We start from the raw sequence: 17,679 nt of genomic DNA, 5'->3' as shown, positions 1-17,679 counted from the left end.
ATGGTCACTTCAGCGTGTAGAGAAACGCCGCGATATCCCGCGCGTCCTTCTGCGGGATGCCCATTCGCGGCATCGCATTGCCCGGCAACGCCCGCTGTGGATCTTCGATCCAGTCAGCCATGTTGTCCGGCGAATTGTGGATGTAGCCGGCGATGTAGGTCCGCGTGCCGATCCGATGCAAGGGTGGGCCGACATTGCCTTCGGCGCCGGCAATGCCGGGAATATCGTGACAGCCGCCGCACTGGTATTGCTTGACGAGGTCGGCGCCACGACGCGCGTCGCCGGTGAAATTGTCCGGGCCCGCAGCCTCGCAGGCGGCGGTAGCGGTAGCCAGCAGTGCGGTGACCAGCAATTTCGCGATCGGATTCACCATCGCTGCTCCGCTCGGCCGGTCAGGGCTTCTGGCCGAAATTGAAAGACTTGGTGGCAGACCAGGGATCGGTCGTCGAGACCTGCTCGCTCGGGACTTGCTCGACCTCGGGCGATGGCAGATTCGCCGAAAAAGTGCGGCCCCATTGGTGGCTCGGTTCGTTACTGATCTTGCCGATATAGGTGACGAGGTCCCAGATCACGCTGTCCGGCAGCACGCCGCCCCAGGCCGGCATTCCGTTTGGCCGCCCCTGGTAGATCGAGAGAAAGATGTTCTCGGGCTGCGCTCCGTAAGTAAAGGTGTTGTTGCTCAGTGCCGGCCCCATGCCGCCGCCGCCATTGGGCGCGTGGCAGCCGACGCAGTTGAAGTTGACATAGTAGGTCATGCCGCGCTGCTGCGCGTTGGGATCACCTTGCACGGGATTCTTGATTTGGGGCGGGTCTGGCTGCGCGCCGGGATGGAGGTGACTGACCGGGACCTGCATGAAGACGCCGGGGCTGCCATTGCCGACGCTGCCACCGAAATTCGGGCGCGGAGACAGCGTCGGCATTTGCGCCTCCTGCGACTGCGGCAAAGTCTGCTGGGCTAATCCCGAACCGTTCGACACGACCACCAGCAGTAACGACAGGGCGCTCGCGCGCAGCATTGGACCAGACATCACTCATGTCCTCCCGATACCGCAACCGGTTGGTCCACCAGCGGAACGCCGTAACTGCGCAGCAGCGAGGTGATCTCGGACCGGTGCTCGTCGATGAATGCATTCAGTCGGTCGCGTAAGGCGTCATCGCCTTTGCGCACGCCCATCGCGATGGCAAACTGGAACTGCTGAGGTGCAAAGCGCTCGTAATCCCGGATCGGCGTGACCGTCAGGGGGACGGGTGAGTGCTGCGCGAAATATCCGCCGAGCGGCCCCCAGGCTGCGGCGACATCGATCTTGCCGCTTTCGACCGCTTCGATCAGGCGCGCCGGCGGATCGGGCTGGCGATAGTCGCCGTAGATGGAGTAGCCGCGGACGTTATCCACGATGCCCTGGTCGCCGAGCGCCTGCGCCGGCGGGGGATTGTTGCCGTCATCGCCGATCAGATGCACGCCGATGACGAGGTGGTGCAAGCGCGGATCGAGCAGGGACGAAAGCTCGAGGTGCTGGTCCTGCCGCGTGACGAACACATAGCTCGATCGATAATAGGGCTTGGTCGTCTCGACGAGATCGTAGCCGGCCGGCACGCCCATGACGACGTCGCATCTGCCGGCTTTCAGCGTGTTACGGATGAAGCCGCGGCGTTGCGCCCACCAGATGTAAGAGACCTGCTCGCCGAGATGCGCGGCCACCATGGTGGCAAGCTTGTTCTCGAATCCTGCTTCCGCGTTGTTTGAGAACGGCAGATTATTCGGATCGGCACAGACGCGAAGCTCGCGGTCCGACGCTGCCGCCGCCGCGGCTGCAAGCCCGACCAGAAGACCTAGGGCGATGCCCGGACAACTATTTAGAAGGCGCATGGCTGGTGTCCTCACCATTGGCGCCGCCGAGCTTGAAGACCAGCAGCTCGCTCCCACCGGCGGTGTAGAACGGCAGATCCTGGGTCGCACCGACAAAACCGAGCGCGCCGTTGCGCACCCGCGGATCGACCTCGGCGTTTGCCACCACACCCGGCCAGCCGCCGACGCCCGACAGGATCGCGACGTATTGCTGTCCGTCGGAGCCGCGATAGGAGATCGGCTGGCCAATGAATCCGGAGCCGGCACGGAATTGCCAGAGCACGTGCCCATCCTTGGCGTCGACCACTTTGAAAAGGCGGTCCATGGTGCCGTAGAACGCGACATCGCCAGCCGTCACCAGCGCGCCGCTCCAGACCGGCAGCTTCTCGTGAATTTCCCAGACTTTCTTGCGCGCGATGGGGTCCCACGCCATGAACTCGCCGCGATAGCCTCCGGGGCCGGCATACATGTCGACGTCTGCACCGACATAGGGGGTCCCGGCGATGTAGCCGACTTGAGAAGCCTTGAAGTTCATGCAGAGATGCTGATGGGGCACATAGAGCAGCTTTGTACGCGGTGACCACGCGCTCGGCTGCCAGTCCTTGGCCCCCGGCGCTGTCGGGCAGATATTCTCGACCGTCTTGCCGACGAGCGGGGTCTTCTCCTCGTTCGGGATGATCTTGCCGGTCTTGAGGTCGACGCCATTGTAGGCGTTCACGAACTCGTAGGCGTCCGCCGAGATGACTTCACCGGTGGCACGATCCATCACGTACATATAGCCGTTGCGGCCGGGATGGATCAGAACCTTGCGCGGGTGGCCATTCAGCTCGAGATCGACGAGGACGTTCTCGTTGATCTCGTCGTGGTCGAAGAGGTCGTGCGGGTTGATCTGGTAGGCCCATTTCGCCTGGCCCGTGTCCGGGTTTCGCGCGAAGATCGATGTGCTCCAGAGATTGTCGCCGCTGCGCTGGTTCGCATTCCAGGGGCTTGGATTGGCGGTGCCGTAGTAGATCAGGTTCAGATCAGGATCGTAGGAGATCCAGCCCCAGACCGTGCCGCCACCGACCTGCCAGCGGTCGGCGGGCCAGGTCTTCACGCCGAGATCCTTGCCTTTGAGATTGTCGTAGAACGGCTTGAAATCGTCTCCGATCAGCACGTCCTTGTCGGGGCCTGTCGAATAGGCGCGCCAGGCGATGGCGCCGGTGGTCTCGTCGAGCGCGGTGACCCAGCCGCGCACACCCAGCTCGCCGCCGCTGTTGCCGACGAGGATCTTTCCTTTCACCACGATGGGAGCCATCGTGATGGTTTCGCCCTTGTTGATCTCGCCAAGTTTCGTGTGCCAAAGTTCTTTGCCGGACTTGGCGTCTATCGCGACGGTGTGGTTATCGAGCGTGTTGAGGAAAACCTTGCCATTGTCGAAGGCCAGCCCGCGGTTGACCACGTCGCAGCAGGCAACGCCCGCGGCCGCAGGCTCCGGCTTCGGCGCATAGGACCATTTCAACTCGCCAGTCGTGGCATCGAGCGCGAACACGCGGTTGGGATAGGGTCCCGCATAGGGACCGACCACATACATGGTGCCGTCCACCACGAGCGGCGCCGCCTCCTGCCCCCGATCGGCGCCGACCGAGAAGGTCCAGGCGAGCTGGAGGCGCGAAGCATTGGACGCGTTGATCTGATCGAGCTCGCTGTAGCGCGTGTTGGCGTAGTCGCGCGCCGCCATCGGCCACTGGCCGGGATCTTTCATGCGGCTGGCGAGATCGCTCTGTGCTGACGCGCATGACAGTATCGCGCAGCAGGCGCAAAGGATGGCCAGAATCCGGTTGAGCAAACGCGTGCGACCACGCACTAACATATGTAAAGATCTCCACGGCAGGGATGCGGCCGTGCCGAGTTGCAGGCCGGTTTACGGACGTACAAACGTTCCGCCTTCGCTTGGTTCCAAAAAGCGGCGATTGGGCGGAGCGCTATCGCACGACGTTGCCCGACACGCCGGCGCCGAGGTCGACTGCGATCTGGTCTTCCTTGCCGTTGCACTTGGGATGACCGAATCCGGACGGACTTTTGCCATCCGGTCCGATGTCATAGATGATCGCGTCCTTCATGTTGGGGCTGACGCCGGCCGGCACGCGGTCGAGCCCGAGCTGGTGACGCACGCGCCAGGCCACGTTGTGATCCGCGCAGGAGCTGTCGCCGCTGACGCCCAGCGCGCCTGTGACGCCGTTGCCGTCATAGAGCGCCAGCCCGCCTCCGAACACGATCGTGCCGCCGATCGGCTTGCCCACCATCGGATCCTGAGCCGTGCCGAAGGTGTCCGGAGATCCGGCGTACAAGGCTTCCGGGGACGGCGGGTTGCCGAGGGCCGCGCCGAACAGGAACCCGCCGGGCTGCGCACCTGCATAGAGATTGGCCGTCGCCATCGCCTTGTCCTTCAGGCTGAACGCATTCGCCGTGTTGGCCTTCTCGGCCGCGATGGCACGGCTGCCCAGCCACTGGTCGTCGACCTTGCCGCCGCTGTAGGCGACCGCGCAGACGACGCCCTGCCGATTGACGACGGCTGCCCATTCGTTGTTGTCGAGACCTCCGTTGCTTGGGCCGCCTCCCGGCTTGACGCTCTTCTTGAGGATATCGGCGAGCTTGTCATGGTCGACCGGGCACGACATCCCTGGCTGGGGTTGATCCTGCGCGTTCAAGACTGCAGGCATCAAGAATGCTGCGGTGAAGATAACCGTTGCCGCCCTGACGGATCGTTTTTCCATGTGGCCTCCGTGGAGTGTCGCAGTCGGCGGGCGAACGTTCGAACAGAAGTTGCGGTTCCTATGCAACGTCGCTCAGCCCGGATGTTGAAGGAGCGGCAGGTGGGAATGGCCGCCGTTCGCGGTCAGCCATCGGTGAGCAAAGAACAACGCCGCGCCCGTATAGAGTATGCCCATGGGCACCCACATCAGGATTCCGGCGAGTTGCTGGTCCTCAAGTGCCGAGAGGCCGAATTCGCCGGCGAGGGCGCCCTGGCCCGGGATCCAGAGCCGGGGCGACACGGTCAGCAGAGCCCCGAGCACACCCGAATGCAAAATCGTGATGAACAGGCACGCGACAGCGATGCCGTCGCGGATTCGGTTGCTGCGGCCCTGTCCGCGGCCATGCAGCAGCACCCACCAGAACAACAGCGCGGTCGCAAAAAAGCTGATGTGCTGGAGACGATGGATCGCCGTATTCTCGAGAGCCCACGCATATAACGGGGGTGCGTGCCAGACCCAGAGCGCTGCGCCGTGGAGGGCAGTCGCACTCATTGGGTGGCTGACAAACCGCCACGGCCACGCCAGTATCGGCAGATTGAGCATTCGGCCCGCCGCCGGGCGCAGCCGGGCCGGCAGGCTCCATAGCAGCGGGCCGTTGATCCGGGCAAACGCCATCAGCGGTGCCGCGACCACCATCAGCAGTTCGTGCTCGACCATGTGCGCGGTGAACAGACGTTCGCCGAGCCAGTGCAGCGGGGAGGTCACGGCGAGCGCAGCCACCAGCCATCCGGTCCAGAATGCGGCCACCTGGCGGAAGCTGACGCCACGGCCGCCACCCGCATGGTGCCAGAGCCGCTGCGTTCCGACATAGAAGCCGATACCGACGGCATAGAGCGGGGCCATGAGCCAGGGATCGTAGCTCCACAGCGAGCCGGGATCGACCTCCGATAGTCCGTGTGCGGCGGCCGGTCCCGCGAACAGCGCGAGCAGCAGCGCTGCAAAGCTCAGCGCAGACATGGGCTGATCATGAGCGAGGCGGCAAACTGGTTCGCAATCACCAACGCAAACAGCAGGCCGGAGCCGACGCCAAGCCAGGCCATGAACGTTCGTGGCCCGCCGCCCTGCGCATCCGTCCATTCAGCCCCCGCGCCGCGTCGAACCGCGCGGGCGGAAATGACAGTGCCCGCGAGGGCGACGACAGCCAGAACCGCGCTCATGATCGCGCCGCTGATCCTGGTCTGTTCGCAGGAGAAGTGCGCGAGCACGTAGACGCCTTGCAAATTGATGCCCCAGGCGATGGGCCCAAGCGCAACGCCGGCCCAGTAGAGCAGTCTGGAACGTCCGTCGGCTGCGGTCATAGGCGTGGCACCCAATCGAGCAAGACATAGAGCGGCAGCCAGGCGAGCACGACGAAGTTCCAATAGAACACGTTATCGGTCACGTCGCTGAACCGGCGCGGTTTCGCATGGCGCGTGAACATCAACACCGCCAGCACGACCGTGTCGGCGAGATCGGTAGCAAGGTGGGTCGTGTGCAGCCCCAGAATGAGCCATACGATCGAGCCGTAGGCTGAATTGTCCCAGCGGGTGTTGAGATGCGCGAACTCGAAGCCGCGAAGCACCAGGAGCGCGATGCCGATCAAGGCCATCACGATTAGGCCGATCCGCACCTTCGCGAGATCCTGCCGGTGTGCGGCGCGGTTCGTGAACTCGTTGGGAATGATGCTCAACACGTAAATCACCGTCTCGACCGTTCCCGGCCAGAGATCCGGCGGGGATGCTCCGATCGGCCAGGTCGGGTTGACTGCGTAGAGATAAAGGTAGGCGCCGATGGCAATGGCAAAGCCCATGCCTTCGAGCGCCATGAAACCCATGGCGCCCCACCACGGGCCACTACGCGGGCCATAGCCGTAAGTCGGCAGGTCCGAGACATTGCGGACGATGGTCTGTCTCACTCCTCGTCCTCCTTGCTGCCGGTCGGCCAGAACCAGCCGATCAAAGTCACGGCCATCGGTGGCGTGCCCCAGAGCACCGCCCAGGGCGTGAAGATCGATCCGATGAAGAAGATCGTCGTTGCGATCGCCGCAAGCAGCGGCCAGATGCTCGGCTCGGGCGATGCCTCGCGGATCTGGGGCTCGGCTTCCGCAAGCGAGGTCAGCAGCACCTCGCGCCGCTCGGCGCTCAGACCCGCGACCACGGGCAGGCTCTCGCTATCGGCCCACAGGGGATCGCGGTGCTTGACGACCGGAATGCGGTCGAAGTTCTGCGGCGGAGGCGGCGACGAGGTCGCCCATTCCAATGTCGAGGCATTCCAGGGATTGTCGCCCGCAAGCGCACCCTTGCGCAGGCTGTAGATCACGTTGCCCACAAGCAGCGCGAAGCTGAGCGCGAACACGAAGGAGCCGACGCTGGACAGCAGATTCAAGTGAGCCCAGTCCATGTCGGCGGTGTAGGTGTAAACCCGGCGCGGCATTCCGATCAGGCCGAGAAAATGCATCGGGAAGAACGCGACGTTGAAGCCGAGGAAGGCGAGCCAGAAATTCCAGCGCCCGAGTCGTTCGCTCAGCATGCGGCCGGCGATCTTGGGAAACCAGTAGTAGACCGCGCCGACCAGCGGGAAGACAGCGCCGCCGATCAGGACATAATGGAAGTGGGCGACGACGAAATAGGTATCGTGCACTTGGGTGTCGATCGGGACCGAGGCGACCATGACGCCGGACAGCCCGCCGAGCACGAAGATCACGATGAAGCCGATCACGAACAACAGCGGCGTTCGGTACACCGGACGTCCGTCCCAGAGCGTTGCCAGCCAGCAGAAAATCTGCAGCCCGCTCGGCACCGCGATCAGCATGCTCGAAGCTGTGAACAGGGCCGCGCCGAGTTGGGGAAGGCCCGTGACGAACATGTGGTGGACCCAGAGGCCGAACGAGAGGAAGCCGGTCGCGATCAAGGAGAGGATCACGACGGGATAGCCGATCACGGGCCGCCGCGCGAACGTCGCAAGGATCGCCGAGACCATTCCCGTACCCGGGATGAAGATGATGTAGACCTCGGGATGCCCGAAGAACCAGAACAGATGCTGCCAGAGCAGGGGATGCCCACCCGATGAGGAGTCGTAGAAGCGCGTATTGACGAGCCGATCAAGGATCAGTGACGTCGATGCGACCATGATCGAGGGCATCGCGAACATCACAAGGAAGGCCGTCACCAGCATGGCCCAGACGAACAGGGGAATGCGGTCGAGCGTCATGCCGGGCGCGCGGAGCTTGAACACGGTCACAACGATCTCGACGGCGACCGCGAGAGCCGCCACCTCCGTGAAGGTGATCATCTGCGCCCAGACATCGGCGCGCTTCGTCGGTGTGAACTGCAGGCTGGAGAGCGGAACGTAGGAAAACCAACCGACATCGGGGCCGACGTTGAACAGGAAGGAGATCCACAGAAAGCAGCCCCCGAACAGAAACATCCAATAGCTGAAGGCATTCAGGCGCGGGAAGGCGATGTTCCGCGTGCCGACCATCAAAGGCACCAGATAGACGGCGAACGCCTCCATGACGGGCACGGCAAACAGGAACATCATCGTCGAGCCGTGCATCGTGAAGACCTGATTGTACTTGTCAGCGGAGAGAAACGTCTTCTCCGGCCCGGCCAGCTGAATGCGCATCAGGACCGCGAGAACGCCGCCGAGAAGCAGGAAGGCGAATGCGGTCAGGATATAGCGGCGTCCAACGACCTTGTGGTCGACCGACATCAGCGCACCGACAAGTCCAGACGGCGTGCGCCACACCCGCTCGAGCTGCGTCGAAAGCTGCAGGCCGTTCAGGACGTCGTCCCGCAACTCATTTGGTTCAGCGGCCATGCTCACTTGAGCTGCTCCAGATAATGAATGAGGGCGATCATTTCGTCCGATTGCAGCGGCATCTTCGGCATGAGATTGCCGGGCTTGATGTGCTGGGGATCGGCGATCCAGGCGCCGAGCGTCGCGGGAGTATTCGGCAGCGTCCCCGCCGCGATGGTCGTGCGGCTGCCGATATGCGTGAGATCCGGGCCGAGCTGCCCGCCCGCCAGCGTACCGCTGATGTTGTGGCACAAGGCGCATCCGCGCGCCCGGAACAGAGCCTCGCCCTGTTTGCCGAGCTGATCCGCAGGGCTGTTCGCGCTCTGGTTTTCATGGTCGCGCCAGCGGCCGAACTCGACCGGGGACATCGCGATCACGGCGAATGCCATATGGGCGTGCTGGATCCCGCAGAACTCGGCGCATTGTCCGCGATAGACGCCGGCATTCTTCGCCGTGAATTGCAGCTCGTTCTTCTGCCCGGGGATCAAGTCCATCTTGCCGGTCAGGCTAGGCACCCAGAAGCTGTGGATCACGTCGGCGGATTCCAGCTCGACCTTCACCGGCTGGCCGGTCGGGATCCGGATCTCGTTGGCCGTCACGAAACTCTGGTGCGGACTGTCGGCTTCATAGCGAACCTCCCACCACCATTGATGGCCGATGATCTTGAGCGTGTGGGCTTTCTCATCCTTGGCAAAGACGGTGCGCTGACCGGCATAGCTGACAAGGGAGAGGCCGAGCACGATGATTGTGGTCGCGATCCCGAGCGCGAGGATGACCCGCCCGGAGCGTTCCTCAAACGCCTGGTGAAGATCGAGCGGCCGTTCAGCCGAACGCTTCCGCCGCAACATTCCGATGCCGAGGACGATCACGACAGCGGTCCAGACGATCGCTGCCACAGCGAGGAAGATGAACAGCGTGTGCAAGATCTGGTCGGATTGCGGCCCTTGTGGATCGAGCGCCGATTGCCGGCCCGCGCACGCAGCAAGCGGCCAGGCCATGCACAACACCAGAACCCTTTGCACCCAGACCTGCATTGACGTTTTGTCGCACTCCGCTTCACAGGCGGAACCGGTCAGGCCTACAAAGGTTCCTATGCGCCAATCGGAGCGATCGGCCCAACAGGGATATGTCCGACATCGATCGTCGGGCTAGAATGGCCAGCCCTTCGCGGCGATCACGATCGCCGCGTCGCCAGCGGCCATCAGCAACAGGACGGCAAGACTGGCAATGATCGCGCCCGGCTGGGCAAGCACGCGCAACTCTCCGAGCATGTGTCGGCTCCAAAAACGCAGCAATGCCGCGATGACCCTGAGGGTTCCTGCGGACGTGCCGGGAGTTGACGTGCGAGCGCCGGAACGAAGGCTCGAGATCGCGCGTTCCTGCGACGAATTCGAGGGTTCACGTGCCGCGCTATCATTTCGATCTGGTCGACTCCAGGACCGTTGCCGACGAGGGGGGAGCTGAATTGCCTGACGACATCATGGCGCTGGATGTTGCCGAGGAGATCGGGAGGAGACTACTTGCAGAGCGTCCCGAACTCAGGAACCGTCACTTTTCCATCCTGGTCACGAACCAGGAGGGCGAGGAAATCGGGAAGGTACCTCTGGATGTCCTGCACTGAAGTCCTGGCCTGACATGACGTTGAGGATCGGCGTGATCTCGGATACGCACGGCCTTCTCAGGCCGGGGGCCGAACGCTGCCTTGCTGGAGTGTCGCATATCCTCCACGCCGGTGATATCGGCGCGCCGGAGGTTCTGGAGCGGCTTTGCCGAATAGCGCCCGTCACCGCCATCAGGGGAAACGTCGACGTGGGCAGTTGGGCGAGGCGCTATCCCGAAACCGAAACAGTGCACCTCGGCGCTCGCTGCTTCTACCTTCTGCACGATCTCAAGGCGCTCGCCCTCGACCCTGCAGCATCCGGCGTGAACGCGGTGATATCAGGACATTCGCACCGGGTGCAGGTCAACACGATCAACGGAGTGCTTTTCCTGAATCCTGGGAGCGCCGGTCCAAGGCGCTTCAAGCTGCCGATCACGCTGGCAACGCTCGATCTGGATGAGGGCAGCGACCTGCGGCCCACCATCCATGAGCTCGACGCGTGAACGAGGTACATGCGTAGCAGCTAGTGGGTATTCGATTTTTGCCACCGCTCCAGGTCAATCGGGGGACGCTTTGGGTCGATCTGCTCCTTCTCGGGATTTCCCTGCCAAGGCTGATCCGTCTGCCGGTGGGTTGGCAAATCAGTCTGCTGTCGCGGATCGTCGACCGGGGTCTCTCTCGGGTCGGTTTCAGGTTCTTTTGCTTTCGGCATGAGTTGTCCTCTTTATGATTTATCGATGCGGCGGCACGCGATCAGCGTACGCCAGCGATGATTGCGGCGACGCGGCGCGAATGCTGATCGACAATGACGAGATCTTTTCCGGCGATCAGATATTGGTCGCCCCAGAAACCGTTCAGCACTTGGGTGACTTCGGGCGGCAGGTCGGCCACTTCGGTCTGGCGCGGCACGGAAGTACCGATCATCATCTCGAAATTCGGGCGATCCATCGTCGGGCTGTGCGCCGATGAGATGATGGCGCGGAGCTGTTCGCGTTGCTGATCGTTGAGGCCTGCCGGCTGCGCGGTCTGTTTCACATCCCGCGCACGGGCGCCGGTCGCATCTTCATTGCCAGCCGGGTTTTCCTTGGCCGCTTTGCTGACGGCTTCGTGTTGCGTTGGAACTCCAGTGCCGACCGTCGTGGCCGCGGCACTTTTATCTGCTCCTGTGGAGGGGCGGCCCAGATAGTCCGTTGTCCCGAACATCTGGGGGACGGCGAACCAGACGATGAAACCTACAAACAGAACCGCGGCCACTACCGATCCCGCCATCATCAGCTTCCGGGTGCCGTCCTTCTCCGTTTCACGCGATAGATCCTTGACCATGAACTGAAAGCCTTCGGTATGAACTGCGGGGTCAACACGGGCAGGAATCGTTCGTTCCTCCGGGGATGCGTCAGCATCGATCAGGAACGACCGACGCCGCATCTCATTGCAAGCGCATGAGGTCGCGAGACCGAGACAAGGAGCATGCAATGTCCAAAATGCCCCCCGTACCGCCAGAGCAGCGCAGCGACAAGGGACCCGGATCTGATCCAAAGATCGAGACCGACGACAAAGCCCCCGGCCGCGAGAACTTCGACACCCAGGGCCGTCACGGCAACATCAAGCAGAACACGACCAACCAAGGCTACCAGCAGGACCGATGAATGCCACACAAGAACCCAGACACAGAACGCTTCGGTGGTCCGGGCTCCTCGCGGCAGGACCGCAAGCACCCGGAAAAGGGAGGTCGCGAGCATGAGCGCCCTGCGCCCGGAATGCCCACCAACGACCGCAAATCACACGTCTCGGGAGGCGGTGGTGAGCGCGATCAACATCACACGCACAATGATCGTGAGAGGAGCTGAGCAATGGCCAGCACAACTTCGAGTTTGATACTGATCGCCTTCCTGGCGAGCGCGTCGATAGGGGCTGCCTCGGCGCAGAGTGGCGGGGGTGGCGGCGGCGGCGGTGGCGGTTCGGGAGGATCGGGCGGAGCAAGCGCGAGCAGCACGAGCGGCGGCACCGGCGGCACCACAAGCCCCGGGTCAGCCGGCAGTGCCTCAAGCCTTGGGTCTGCAGGCGTTGGGTCTGCAGGTCCTGAGTCTGCAGGCCTCGGGTCTGCTGGAGCTACAAACCAGGCTGGCGGTGCATCGCCCAATCTGGGTAATCCAGCCGACGCGGCCGCGGCTTCGCGCGGCACGACGGCTACCGGCACGAACACGGCTGGCACGAACACCGCTGGAACGGCCCAATCAACCGGTGGTGGCCCGCGAGGATCAACCACGGTCGGGCGTGCCGGCAATCCTGCAGGAGGGACCAGCAGCGGACGGATTGACGGAACTGCGACACCCGGTCCGTCGATGCCGGGCGACGCCGAAATACGATCGGAGAACTCTCAGGATTCCCACGTCGATCGGAAGATCAAGAGCATCTGCAAAGGTTGCTAGATCGGTGATCAGGACGTCGGGTTCCCCGGCGTCCAATCGAGGTCGTCCTCGCTTCGAGGTTCGGGGTCGGGCGAGCAGGGCTTGATCTTCAGATCGTCCTCAAGCCTGGGCTTGCCCTCGCTGCTTTCGACCAGACCGGCGTCTTCGGCCTTTTTCAGCGTTTCCTCTTTGGTTGGAAACGTCCGGCTCAGTTTTTCGTCGTCCTTGAACAGGGCATACGCCATATCAGCTCCTCGCGATTGGATCATCGAAGACTTTGACGGGGGTCGACACACGCGGCCACCGCCGCTCCTTGTCCCTGGGTGAAGCTCTAGCCGACTTCCCTGAGATTGCTCAGGATCGCCAGGTGACGCTGAATGATCGGCAGCGACATCTGTGCGACCTGCTGTTCGCCGGGGTTGCCACCGGATCGCAAATACGAATTGTTGAGCGCGAGCAATTCACGGTGCCCGCGGATCTGCCCCTGCACATACATCCGGTCGAAGGGACCCGACGGTGTGGCCTGAAGGCGCTGAAGCAGGGCGGCATGATCCGGCCGCAGCGGTGCCGATCCCGGCGCTGCTCCGAGCGCGCTCGCGACCTGGACCTGTTCGGCGATCTCTGCATTCGCGAAGTTGACGATGTCGGGATTGCCGGTGCGCGTCAGCGCGAGCTGACTCGTCTGCATCGCAAACGCGCCACCCATGAGGTCGGCCGTTCGAAAATCCCGCTGCGGGATTGGTTTGGATTGCGCAGTGTAGGTCGATAGTCCGAGGCCGCCCAATGCAAGTAAAAACGATCTTCTCAGCATGATGAAGCTCCAATGTTGGATTCACAAGACGCTGCGACCGTTTCGAACGTTCCTATCGTCACCATAAGCAGCCGAGCGATGCTCCACCTAGCGCTTTCGGCGGCATGAGATGAGCCGGCAGGTTAACGCAGGTTATTGGCACGGCAAGTGCGCCATGATCATAGGAACGGCAGCACTGAGGACGGTTTGTCCATCATCCAGATGCCGACCGGCGCACGAGTCAAATTCATGCAAGACAGCGATTCATCCAGCTTCCCGATTTCCGCGGGCGTCCTTCTCGGGCTTGGTCTGGGCGGATTTTTCGATGGCATCGTGTTTCATCAGTTGCTGCAATGGCATCATATGTTAAGCGGCTGGTACCCGCTCAACTCCATCGACAACGTCAAGCTCAACACGACCTGGGACGGCATCTTTCATAGCGCAGCCTATGTTCTTGTGCTCCTCGGCCTGAATGTGCTGTGGCAACGGGCGCGCAGGTCCGACATTCACTTGTCGGGCAGCCGGTGCCTCGGCGCGGTCCTGCTCGGTTGGGGCATCTTCAATCTGGTTGAAGGCGTGGTGGACCATGAGATCTTCAAGCTGCATCGGGTGAATGAGACGGTCCCCGACGAACAGCGCATCTTCTGGGACATCGGCTTCCTGCTATGGGGTGCGGCCATGTTGGTCATCGGCGCCGCCATGTCACGCGCGGGTACGCAGGGGAGGGGACATGCGGAAAGCAGTCTACAGGCTCGCTAGAGAGACTCCGCCAGCTCTGGTCTATGCCATTTTTATATTGCTGCTGGTGCTGGCGATAGCACCGGCTTTTCGCATCGTGCTGTTTGGTGTGTCGCTGGACGATCTCCTGCAACTACGTTGCTTCAATCCCAACTGATGCGGTTATCAACGCCTCATATCCGCCCGGAGGTACCATGGTCGAGTTCAGGCTTCCGAAACACTCCCGCGTCGAAAAGGGACGGGTCTGGCCCAAGCCGGATAGCAAATCGTTGCGCGAATTCCAGGTCTATCGCTGGAATCCCGACGACGGACGCAATCCTCGGCTCGACACCTACTTCGTCGACATGAGCGATTGCGGGCCCATGGTGCTGGATGGTCTGATCTGGATCAAGAACAACATCGACTCCACGCTGACATTCCGGCGGTCCTGCCGCGAAGGCGTGTGCGGCTCCTGCTCAATGAATATCGCCGGCCAGAACACGCTCGCCTGCACCAAGTCCATGAGCGAGGACGTCACGCAAGGCGAGCCGTTGCGCGTGTTGCCCTTGCCGCATCAGCCGGTGGTCAAGGACCTCGTTCCCGACCTGACGAATTTCTACGCACAGCTCGCATTGATCGAGCCTTGGCTGCAAACCGTGTCGCCCACGCCGCAGAAGGAATGGCGGCAGAGCCATGAGGACCGGGCGAAGCTCGACGGGCTCTACGAATGCATCCTCTGTGCCTGCTGCTCGACATCTTGTCCAAGCTACTGGTGGAATTCCGAGCGTTTCCTCGGCCCGGCGGCGCTGATCCAGGCGGCCCGCTGGGTCAATGACAGCCGCGACGAAGCGACGGGCGAGCGCCTCGACAAGCTCGAAGACCCCTTCAGGATCTATCGCTGTCACACCATCCTCAACTGCGCGAAGGCGTGTCCCAAGGGCTTGAATCCCGGCGAAGCCATTTCCGGATTGCGCCTCAAGATGGTCGAACGAAAGTTCTGATCCTCGTGCGCACACTTGTCCGCAGAAAGGAACGATGGCTGCGGCGTTGGCTTATCGACCAAACTGGAGACGCCTGATGGGCAAGAAACAATTCGCCGCGTTGCCGTTCACGCTGAAAAATTCCGAATTGCGCGTGATGCTGATCACGACCAGGCGCAAGGGCAGGTGGAGTGTCCCGAAGGGATCGCCGATGCGCAAGACGGAGCCGCATCATACGGCTGCGCTCGAGGCTTACGAGGAGGCCGGTCTTGTCGGCGTCACCGCAAAGCGCGCGCTCGGCTCCTTCAAGCATCGCAAACGGAAGGGTGATCGCAAGCGGACCATGGACGTCGCCGTCTTTCCCATGAGGGTCCACGGGCAGGAGCGCTGGTGGCCGGAAAAAGGCGAGCGCGAAGCAATCTGGGTCTCGCCGAAGACGGCGAGCCGTCTGGTGCACAAGGCGCAGCTTCGTCGTCTGATCGCCCGCTTCGCGGCGCAGACGGCGAAGACCGCCTCCTCACCGCTGAGCGATGGCATGCCTCCAGGAACCCGCGTCTCGTCCAGCCATTCAAGGTAGATGAATCAGCAACCGACTGGACTCGCATTCGAGGAGGGACCGCCTCAAGAGGTCCTGGCCGCTGCGATCAAGCGGCGCTGCGCCATCCTGTTCGTCGGCGCCGGCGTCTCGATGGCTGTTGGCCTGCCGTCCTGGCAATCTCTGATCGACCATCTGCTGGATGACCTTGGTCTTGAGCGCAACGCGATCGATGGAATGCACGGTGGCTACCAGATGCTGGCGGAGTACTACCGGCTGAAGCGCGGCGGAATTGGCCCGCTCCGCAGCTGGCTCGACCGCAACTGGCGCGTCGACCCGGACAGGATCGCTGCCTCACGGCTCCACCGGCTGATCGTGGAGCTCGATTTTCCGACCATTTACACTACGAACTACGACCGCAACCTCGAGACGGCCTTCGAGGTCCTGGAAAAGCCCTATGCCAAGATCAGCAACGCAAAGGACATTGCAAGCGCCCGTTCCGGCGTCACGCACATCATCAAATTCCATGGCGACTTCGACGACGATGCCTCGCTCGTCTTGACCGAGACCGACTTCCTCAACCGGCTCGCGTTCGACTCGCCACTCGATATCCGGTTTCGCGCCGATGCTTTGGGAAGCACGTTGCTTTTCATTGGATACAGCATGTCAGACCCCAACATTCGGCTCCTGCTGCACCGCATTTGGCAGAGTTGGGACGAATCCGGGCACCGCCAGGACCGGCCGAGGTCCTTCGCTTTCGTCACGCAGCGCAATCCGGTGCAAGAGGCCGTATTGGCGAACTGGGGCATCACCACCATCGCGCCGCCCGATGGCGTCAGCCCGGATGATGGTGTCAGCCGGTTTTTGCTGGACATCCAGCAGCGTATCGAGCGAGAGACCTAAAGCGGTCCCCGGCGTGCTGAAACGCTGCTAGCCTCGCCGCACCTTGCATATCCCGTCCCCGGGCGCCAGGGATGCGGCATGCTGCATGTCCAAAAAGCCCGCGCGCCAACGTTGCGCCATGGCGGCTTCCGACAGATCGAACGATTTCTCAGGTCCGGCTTCCTCGCGGCCGGGCCGGTAGCTCAGGAGATAGATCCTGTCGTTGCGATCCAGGCCCTGTAGCTCGGCGCGAAGCTGGCGGGCTTCGAGGGCGTGGCGAAGACGCTGAAAGGTCTGATTGCCGAAGGTGAGATCGCTCTTGCGCTCAGCCGCGGCCTCGAGGCCGTCAGGGACGCTGCCGTCCCGCGCATAGAGGTCGACGACGTAAAGGCGAAGCGAGGCTGCAGCTTCGAGGACCGGATCGAACGGCGCGTTGAGCGAGAACCCGCCATCGCCGAGGCATCTTCCGGCAACCTGTACCGGAGCGAATTCGGGGAGAAATCCGCAACTGGCCAGGATGTGATCCATTTCGATCCGTTCCGACGACGAGTCGAACAGAATGGCATCGCCGCTTTCGAGGTCTGTAGCGCAGATAGAGATGCGCAGCTCGCCGTTGTTCAGGCGCCCGAAATCGATCAGCCGCTGAAGGCGTTCGCGTGTTGGGCCGAGATCATACAGACCGGTGAACGGGAATGACGGTAGAGGGAGACGAGGACGAAAAAAACCGGTGTGGCCAAGCAGGCGCGTATTGATTGAGCTCAGCCAGGCGGACAGATGGCGGCTGGCGTCCGTTGCGGCGGCAGCCCCTGCGGGAGCATGCCAGTAGCAGCGCAAATTCTCGAGGCGGTCGGCGATTGGACACCCCGCGATCAAAGCGGCGGTGATCGCGCCCGCGGACGAGCCGGCGACCCAGTCGACGTGCGGCGAGACAGAAGTGAGGGCCTCGAATGCGCCGCCATGATACGCGCCGAGACCGAGACCGCCGGCGAACACGACGGCCGTGAGCGGTTGCTCTGCTGTCATGGGGTCGCTCGGCTTAGCAGCAGGATCGGTCAGAAAGGAACTCGGTTATCAGCCGCAACCTGGGCCGGTCACCGATATCCCCGATATCGCCGTGCATAGGCATAGCGGGGATTGACGCCGCAATAGGCGTTCGTTCCCGATGCGGTCGCCATACATTGAGCGTAACTGGCGAACTGGCAGTTGCCCGGATAGCCCCAAACGCGGCCCTGAAGGCAATAGCGGTCTTGTGCGACGGCCGCCGTTGGGGAGCCGATGCCCGCGACGAGCGCGAGAGAGGCGGCGGCCAAGAGCAATCGATGTTTCATGGAAATCTCCAATTTCAACAT

General features: G+C 62.6%; 25 protein-coding genes. 8 read left to right on the top strand and 17 right to left on the bottom strand.

Features of this window, described 5'->3' with window-relative positions:
- Nucleotides 1-4: 4 nt before the first annotated feature.
- The 11 genes from AC0L3U_RS08225 to AC0L3U_RS08175 all read right to left on the bottom strand — a co-directional run bounded on the left by AC0L3U_RS08225 (nucleotide 5) and on the right by AC0L3U_RS08175 (nucleotide 9,689).
- Nucleotides 5-373: a c-type cytochrome gene (locus AC0L3U_RS08225; RefSeq protein ID WP_027570896.1), complete on the bottom strand. Its 369-nt coding sequence runs from the start codon at nucleotides 371-373 to the stop codon at nucleotides 5-7.
- Nucleotides 374-392: 19 nt separating this feature from the next.
- Nucleotides 393-1,028, bottom strand: coding sequence for a c-type cytochrome (locus AC0L3U_RS08220; RefSeq protein ID WP_473361373.1), 636 nt, complete (start codon nucleotides 1,026-1,028; stop codon nucleotides 393-395).
- The gene (locus AC0L3U_RS08215) at nucleotides 1,028-1,867 is read right to left on the bottom strand and encodes a substrate-binding domain-containing protein (protein ID WP_473361347.1); all 840 of its coding nucleotides are present in this window, start codon (nucleotides 1,865-1,867) and stop codon (nucleotides 1,028-1,030) included. Before AC0L3U_RS08215 ends, AC0L3U_RS08220 begins: the two co-directional genes overlap by 1 nt.
- Nucleotides 1,851-3,698 (bottom strand): methanol/ethanol family PQQ-dependent dehydrogenase, encoded by a 1,848-nt coding sequence (locus tag AC0L3U_RS08210; RefSeq protein WP_473361346.1) that lies wholly within the window; start codon nucleotides 3,696-3,698, stop codon nucleotides 1,851-1,853. The genes AC0L3U_RS08215 and AC0L3U_RS08210 overlap by 17 nt, the downstream gene beginning before the upstream one ends.
- A 112-nt stretch (nucleotides 3,699-3,810) precedes the next feature.
- Nucleotides 3,811-4,602, bottom strand: coding sequence for a GlcG/HbpS family heme-binding protein (locus AC0L3U_RS08205; protein WP_473361345.1), 792 nt, complete (start codon nucleotides 4,600-4,602; stop codon nucleotides 3,811-3,813).
- A gap of 72 nt (nucleotides 4,603-4,674) precedes the next feature.
- Nucleotides 4,675-5,598 (bottom strand): cytochrome c oxidase assembly protein, encoded by a 924-nt coding sequence (locus AC0L3U_RS08200; protein WP_473361344.1) that lies wholly within the window; start codon nucleotides 5,596-5,598, stop codon nucleotides 4,675-4,677.
- On the bottom strand, nucleotides 5,586-5,939 hold the full coding sequence (locus AC0L3U_RS08195; protein ID WP_473361343.1) for a hypothetical protein: 354 nt from the start codon (nucleotides 5,937-5,939) through the stop codon (nucleotides 5,586-5,588). Before AC0L3U_RS08195 ends, AC0L3U_RS08200 begins: the two co-directional genes overlap by 13 nt.
- Nucleotides 5,936-6,535, bottom strand: coding sequence for a cytochrome c oxidase subunit 3 (locus AC0L3U_RS08190; RefSeq protein ID WP_473361342.1), 600 nt, complete (start codon nucleotides 6,533-6,535; stop codon nucleotides 5,936-5,938). Before AC0L3U_RS08190 ends, AC0L3U_RS08195 begins: the two co-directional genes overlap by 4 nt.
- A complete protein-coding gene (ctaD, locus tag AC0L3U_RS08185; RefSeq protein WP_473361372.1) occupies nucleotides 6,532-8,439 on the bottom strand; it encodes a cytochrome c oxidase subunit I in 1,908 nt (635 codons plus the stop codon). The genes AC0L3U_RS08190 and ctaD overlap by 4 nt, the downstream gene beginning before the upstream one ends.
- A 2-nt stretch (nucleotides 8,440-8,441) precedes the next feature.
- Nucleotides 8,442-9,416: a cytochrome c oxidase subunit II gene (gene coxB / locus AC0L3U_RS08180; RefSeq protein ID WP_473361341.1), complete on the bottom strand. Its 975-nt coding sequence runs from the start codon at nucleotides 9,414-9,416 to the stop codon at nucleotides 8,442-8,444.
- A 150-nt stretch (nucleotides 9,417-9,566) separates the two neighbouring features.
- Entirely contained in the window at nucleotides 9,567-9,689 is a 123-nt protein-coding gene (locus AC0L3U_RS08175; RefSeq protein WP_473361340.1) for a hypothetical protein, read from the bottom strand.
- Between the two features lie 131 nt (nucleotides 9,690-9,820).
- On the opposite strand from AC0L3U_RS08175, the gene AC0L3U_RS08170 reads away from it, so the two are divergent.
- Together AC0L3U_RS08170 and AC0L3U_RS08165 are read left to right on the top strand one after the other, a co-directional pair.
- Entirely contained in the window at nucleotides 9,821-10,039 is a 219-nt protein-coding gene (locus AC0L3U_RS08170; protein ID WP_473361339.1) for a DUF6894 family protein, read from the top strand.
- A 14-nt stretch (nucleotides 10,040-10,053) separates the two neighbouring features.
- Nucleotides 10,054-10,521: a metallophosphoesterase family protein gene (locus AC0L3U_RS08165; protein WP_473361338.1), complete on the top strand. Its 468-nt coding sequence runs from the start codon at nucleotides 10,054-10,056 to the stop codon at nucleotides 10,519-10,521.
- Between the two features lie 20 nt (nucleotides 10,522-10,541).
- Here the strand turns inward: AC0L3U_RS08165 and AC0L3U_RS08160 are convergent, their stop codons facing one another.
- A complete protein-coding gene (locus tag AC0L3U_RS08160; RefSeq protein ID WP_473293726.1) occupies nucleotides 10,542-10,730 on the bottom strand; it encodes a hypothetical protein in 189 nt (62 codons plus the stop codon).
- A gap of 41 nt (nucleotides 10,731-10,771) precedes the next feature.
- Nucleotides 10,772-11,341 (bottom strand): DUF1236 domain-containing protein, encoded by a 570-nt coding sequence (locus tag AC0L3U_RS08155; RefSeq protein WP_473361337.1) that lies wholly within the window; start codon nucleotides 11,339-11,341, stop codon nucleotides 10,772-10,774.
- A gap of 149 nt (nucleotides 11,342-11,490) precedes the next feature.
- Between AC0L3U_RS08155 and AC0L3U_RS08150 the strand changes: the two genes are divergently transcribed.
- Nucleotides 11,491-11,664, top strand: a complete 174-nt coding sequence (locus tag AC0L3U_RS08150; protein ID WP_456768714.1) for a hypothetical protein — start codon at nucleotides 11,491-11,493, stop codon at nucleotides 11,662-11,664.
- 791 nt (nucleotides 11,665-12,455) lie between these two features.
- Here the strand turns inward: AC0L3U_RS08150 and AC0L3U_RS08145 are convergent.
- Nucleotides 12,456-12,671 (bottom strand): hypothetical protein, encoded by a 216-nt coding sequence (locus AC0L3U_RS08145; RefSeq protein WP_249806685.1) that lies wholly within the window; start codon nucleotides 12,669-12,671, stop codon nucleotides 12,456-12,458.
- A gap of 86 nt (nucleotides 12,672-12,757) precedes the next feature.
- The gene (locus AC0L3U_RS08140; RefSeq protein ID WP_473279976.1) at nucleotides 12,758-13,237 is read right to left on the bottom strand and encodes a DUF4142 domain-containing protein; all 480 of its coding nucleotides are present in this window, start codon (nucleotides 13,235-13,237) and stop codon (nucleotides 12,758-12,760) included.
- A 228-nt stretch (nucleotides 13,238-13,465) separates the two neighbouring features.
- Between AC0L3U_RS08140 and AC0L3U_RS08135 the strand changes: the two genes are divergently transcribed.
- The 5 genes from AC0L3U_RS08135 (at nucleotide 13,466) to AC0L3U_RS08115 (ending at nucleotide 16,351) form a co-directional block, all read left to right on the top strand.
- Nucleotides 13,466-13,975 (top strand): DUF2243 domain-containing protein, encoded by a 510-nt coding sequence (locus AC0L3U_RS08135; RefSeq protein ID WP_473361371.1) that lies wholly within the window; start codon nucleotides 13,466-13,468, stop codon nucleotides 13,973-13,975.
- Complete coding sequence (locus AC0L3U_RS08130) at nucleotides 13,947-14,111, top strand: hypothetical protein (RefSeq protein WP_156949026.1); 165 nt, start codon at nucleotides 13,947-13,949, stop codon at nucleotides 14,109-14,111. Before AC0L3U_RS08135 ends, AC0L3U_RS08130 begins: the two co-directional genes overlap by 29 nt.
- Before the next feature lie 37 nt (nucleotides 14,112-14,148).
- Nucleotides 14,149-14,934, top strand: coding sequence for a succinate dehydrogenase iron-sulfur subunit (locus AC0L3U_RS08125; protein ID WP_473361336.1), 786 nt, complete (start codon nucleotides 14,149-14,151; stop codon nucleotides 14,932-14,934).
- A gap of 76 nt (nucleotides 14,935-15,010) precedes the next feature.
- Nucleotides 15,011-15,490, top strand: a complete 480-nt coding sequence (locus AC0L3U_RS08120; RefSeq protein WP_473361335.1) for an NUDIX hydrolase — start codon at nucleotides 15,011-15,013, stop codon at nucleotides 15,488-15,490.
- Nucleotides 15,491-16,351, top strand: coding sequence for an SIR2 family NAD-dependent protein deacylase (locus tag AC0L3U_RS08115; protein ID WP_473361334.1), 861 nt, complete (start codon nucleotides 15,491-15,493; stop codon nucleotides 16,349-16,351).
- A gap of 27 nt (nucleotides 16,352-16,378) precedes the next feature.
- On the opposite strand, the gene AC0L3U_RS08110 is transcribed toward AC0L3U_RS08115, so the two are convergent.
- Both AC0L3U_RS08110 and AC0L3U_RS08105 read right to left on the bottom strand, forming a co-directional pair.
- On the bottom strand, nucleotides 16,379-17,353 hold the full coding sequence (locus tag AC0L3U_RS08110; RefSeq protein ID WP_473361333.1) for a patatin-like phospholipase family protein: 975 nt from the start codon (nucleotides 17,351-17,353) through the stop codon (nucleotides 16,379-16,381).
- A 68-nt stretch (nucleotides 17,354-17,421) separates the two neighbouring features.
- Nucleotides 17,422-17,658 (bottom strand): DUF3551 domain-containing protein, encoded by a 237-nt coding sequence (locus AC0L3U_RS08105; protein ID WP_247402501.1) that lies wholly within the window; start codon nucleotides 17,656-17,658, stop codon nucleotides 17,422-17,424.
- Between the last annotated feature and the right edge of the window lie 21 nt (nucleotides 17,659-17,679).

It is taken from the genome of Bradyrhizobium sp. Kon69 (genome assembly GCF_055807515.1).
The sequence above is the reverse complement of the archived record's forward strand: the minus strand, read 5'-3'. Positions and strand labels throughout refer to the sequence as shown.

Bases quoted from the DNA above. Each gene is read 5' to 3' on its own strand.
- AC0L3U_RS08225 (WP_027570896.1), bottom strand. From the start codon at position 373: ATGGTGAATCCGATCGCGAAATTGCTGGTCACCGCACTGCTGGCTACC.
- AC0L3U_RS08220 (WP_473361373.1), bottom strand. From the start codon at position 1,028: ATGTCTGGTCCAATGCTGCGCGCGAGCGCCCTGTCGTTACTGCTGGTG.
- AC0L3U_RS08215 (WP_473361347.1), bottom strand. From the start codon at position 1,867: ATGCGCCTTCTAAATAGTTGTCCGGGCATCGCCCTAGGTCTTCTGGTC.
- AC0L3U_RS08210 (WP_473361346.1), bottom strand. From the start codon at position 3,698: ATGTTAGTGCGTGGTCGCACGCGTTTGCTCAACCGGATTCTGGCCATC.
- AC0L3U_RS08205 (WP_473361345.1), bottom strand. From the start codon at position 4,602: ATGGAAAAACGATCCGTCAGGGCGGCAACGGTTATCTTCACCGCAGCA.
- AC0L3U_RS08200 (WP_473361344.1), bottom strand. From the start codon at position 5,598: ATGTCTGCGCTGAGCTTTGCAGCGCTGCTGCTCGCGCTGTTCGCGGGA.
- AC0L3U_RS08195 (WP_473361343.1), bottom strand. From the start codon at position 5,939: ATGACCGCAGCCGACGGACGTTCCAGACTGCTCTACTGGGCCGGCGTT.
- ctaD (WP_473361372.1), bottom strand. From the start codon at position 8,439: ATGGCCGCTGAACCAAATGAGTTGCGGGACGACGTCCTGAACGGCCTG.
- coxB (WP_473361341.1), bottom strand. From the start codon at position 9,416: ATGGCCTGGCCGCTTGCTGCGTGCGCGGGCCGGCAATCGGCGCTCGAT.
- AC0L3U_RS08175 (WP_473361340.1), bottom strand. From the start codon at position 9,689: ATGCTCGGAGAGTTGCGCGTGCTTGCCCAGCCGGGCGCGATCATTGCC.
- AC0L3U_RS08165 (WP_473361338.1), top strand. From the start codon at position 10,054: ATGACGTTGAGGATCGGCGTGATCTCGGATACGCACGGCCTTCTCAGG.
- AC0L3U_RS08160 (WP_473293726.1), bottom strand. From the start codon at position 10,730: ATGCCGAAAGCAAAAGAACCTGAAACCGACCCGAGAGAGACCCCGGTC.
- AC0L3U_RS08155 (WP_473361337.1), bottom strand. From the start codon at position 11,341: ATGGTCAAGGATCTATCGCGTGAAACGGAGAAGGACGGCACCCGGAAG.
- AC0L3U_RS08150 (WP_456768714.1), top strand. From the start codon at position 11,491: ATGTCCAAAATGCCCCCCGTACCGCCAGAGCAGCGCAGCGACAAGGGA.
- AC0L3U_RS08145 (WP_249806685.1), bottom strand. From the start codon at position 12,671: ATGGCGTATGCCCTGTTCAAGGACGACGAAAAACTGAGCCGGACGTTT.
- AC0L3U_RS08140 (WP_473279976.1), bottom strand. From the start codon at position 13,237: ATGCTGAGAAGATCGTTTTTACTTGCATTGGGCGGCCTCGGACTATCG.
- AC0L3U_RS08135 (WP_473361371.1), top strand. From the start codon at position 13,466: ATGCAAGACAGCGATTCATCCAGCTTCCCGATTTCCGCGGGCGTCCTT.
- AC0L3U_RS08130 (WP_156949026.1), top strand. From the start codon at position 13,947: ATGCGGAAAGCAGTCTACAGGCTCGCTAGAGAGACTCCGCCAGCTCTG.
- AC0L3U_RS08125 (WP_473361336.1), top strand. From the start codon at position 14,149: ATGGTCGAGTTCAGGCTTCCGAAACACTCCCGCGTCGAAAAGGGACGG.
- AC0L3U_RS08120 (WP_473361335.1), top strand. From the start codon at position 15,011: ATGGGCAAGAAACAATTCGCCGCGTTGCCGTTCACGCTGAAAAATTCC.
- AC0L3U_RS08115 (WP_473361334.1), top strand. From the start codon at position 15,491: ATGAATCAGCAACCGACTGGACTCGCATTCGAGGAGGGACCGCCTCAA.
- AC0L3U_RS08110 (WP_473361333.1), bottom strand. From the start codon at position 17,353: ATGACAGCAGAGCAACCGCTCACGGCCGTCGTGTTCGCCGGCGGTCTC.
- AC0L3U_RS08105 (WP_247402501.1), bottom strand. From the start codon at position 17,658: ATGAAACATCGATTGCTCTTGGCCGCCGCCTCTCTCGCGCTCGTCGCG.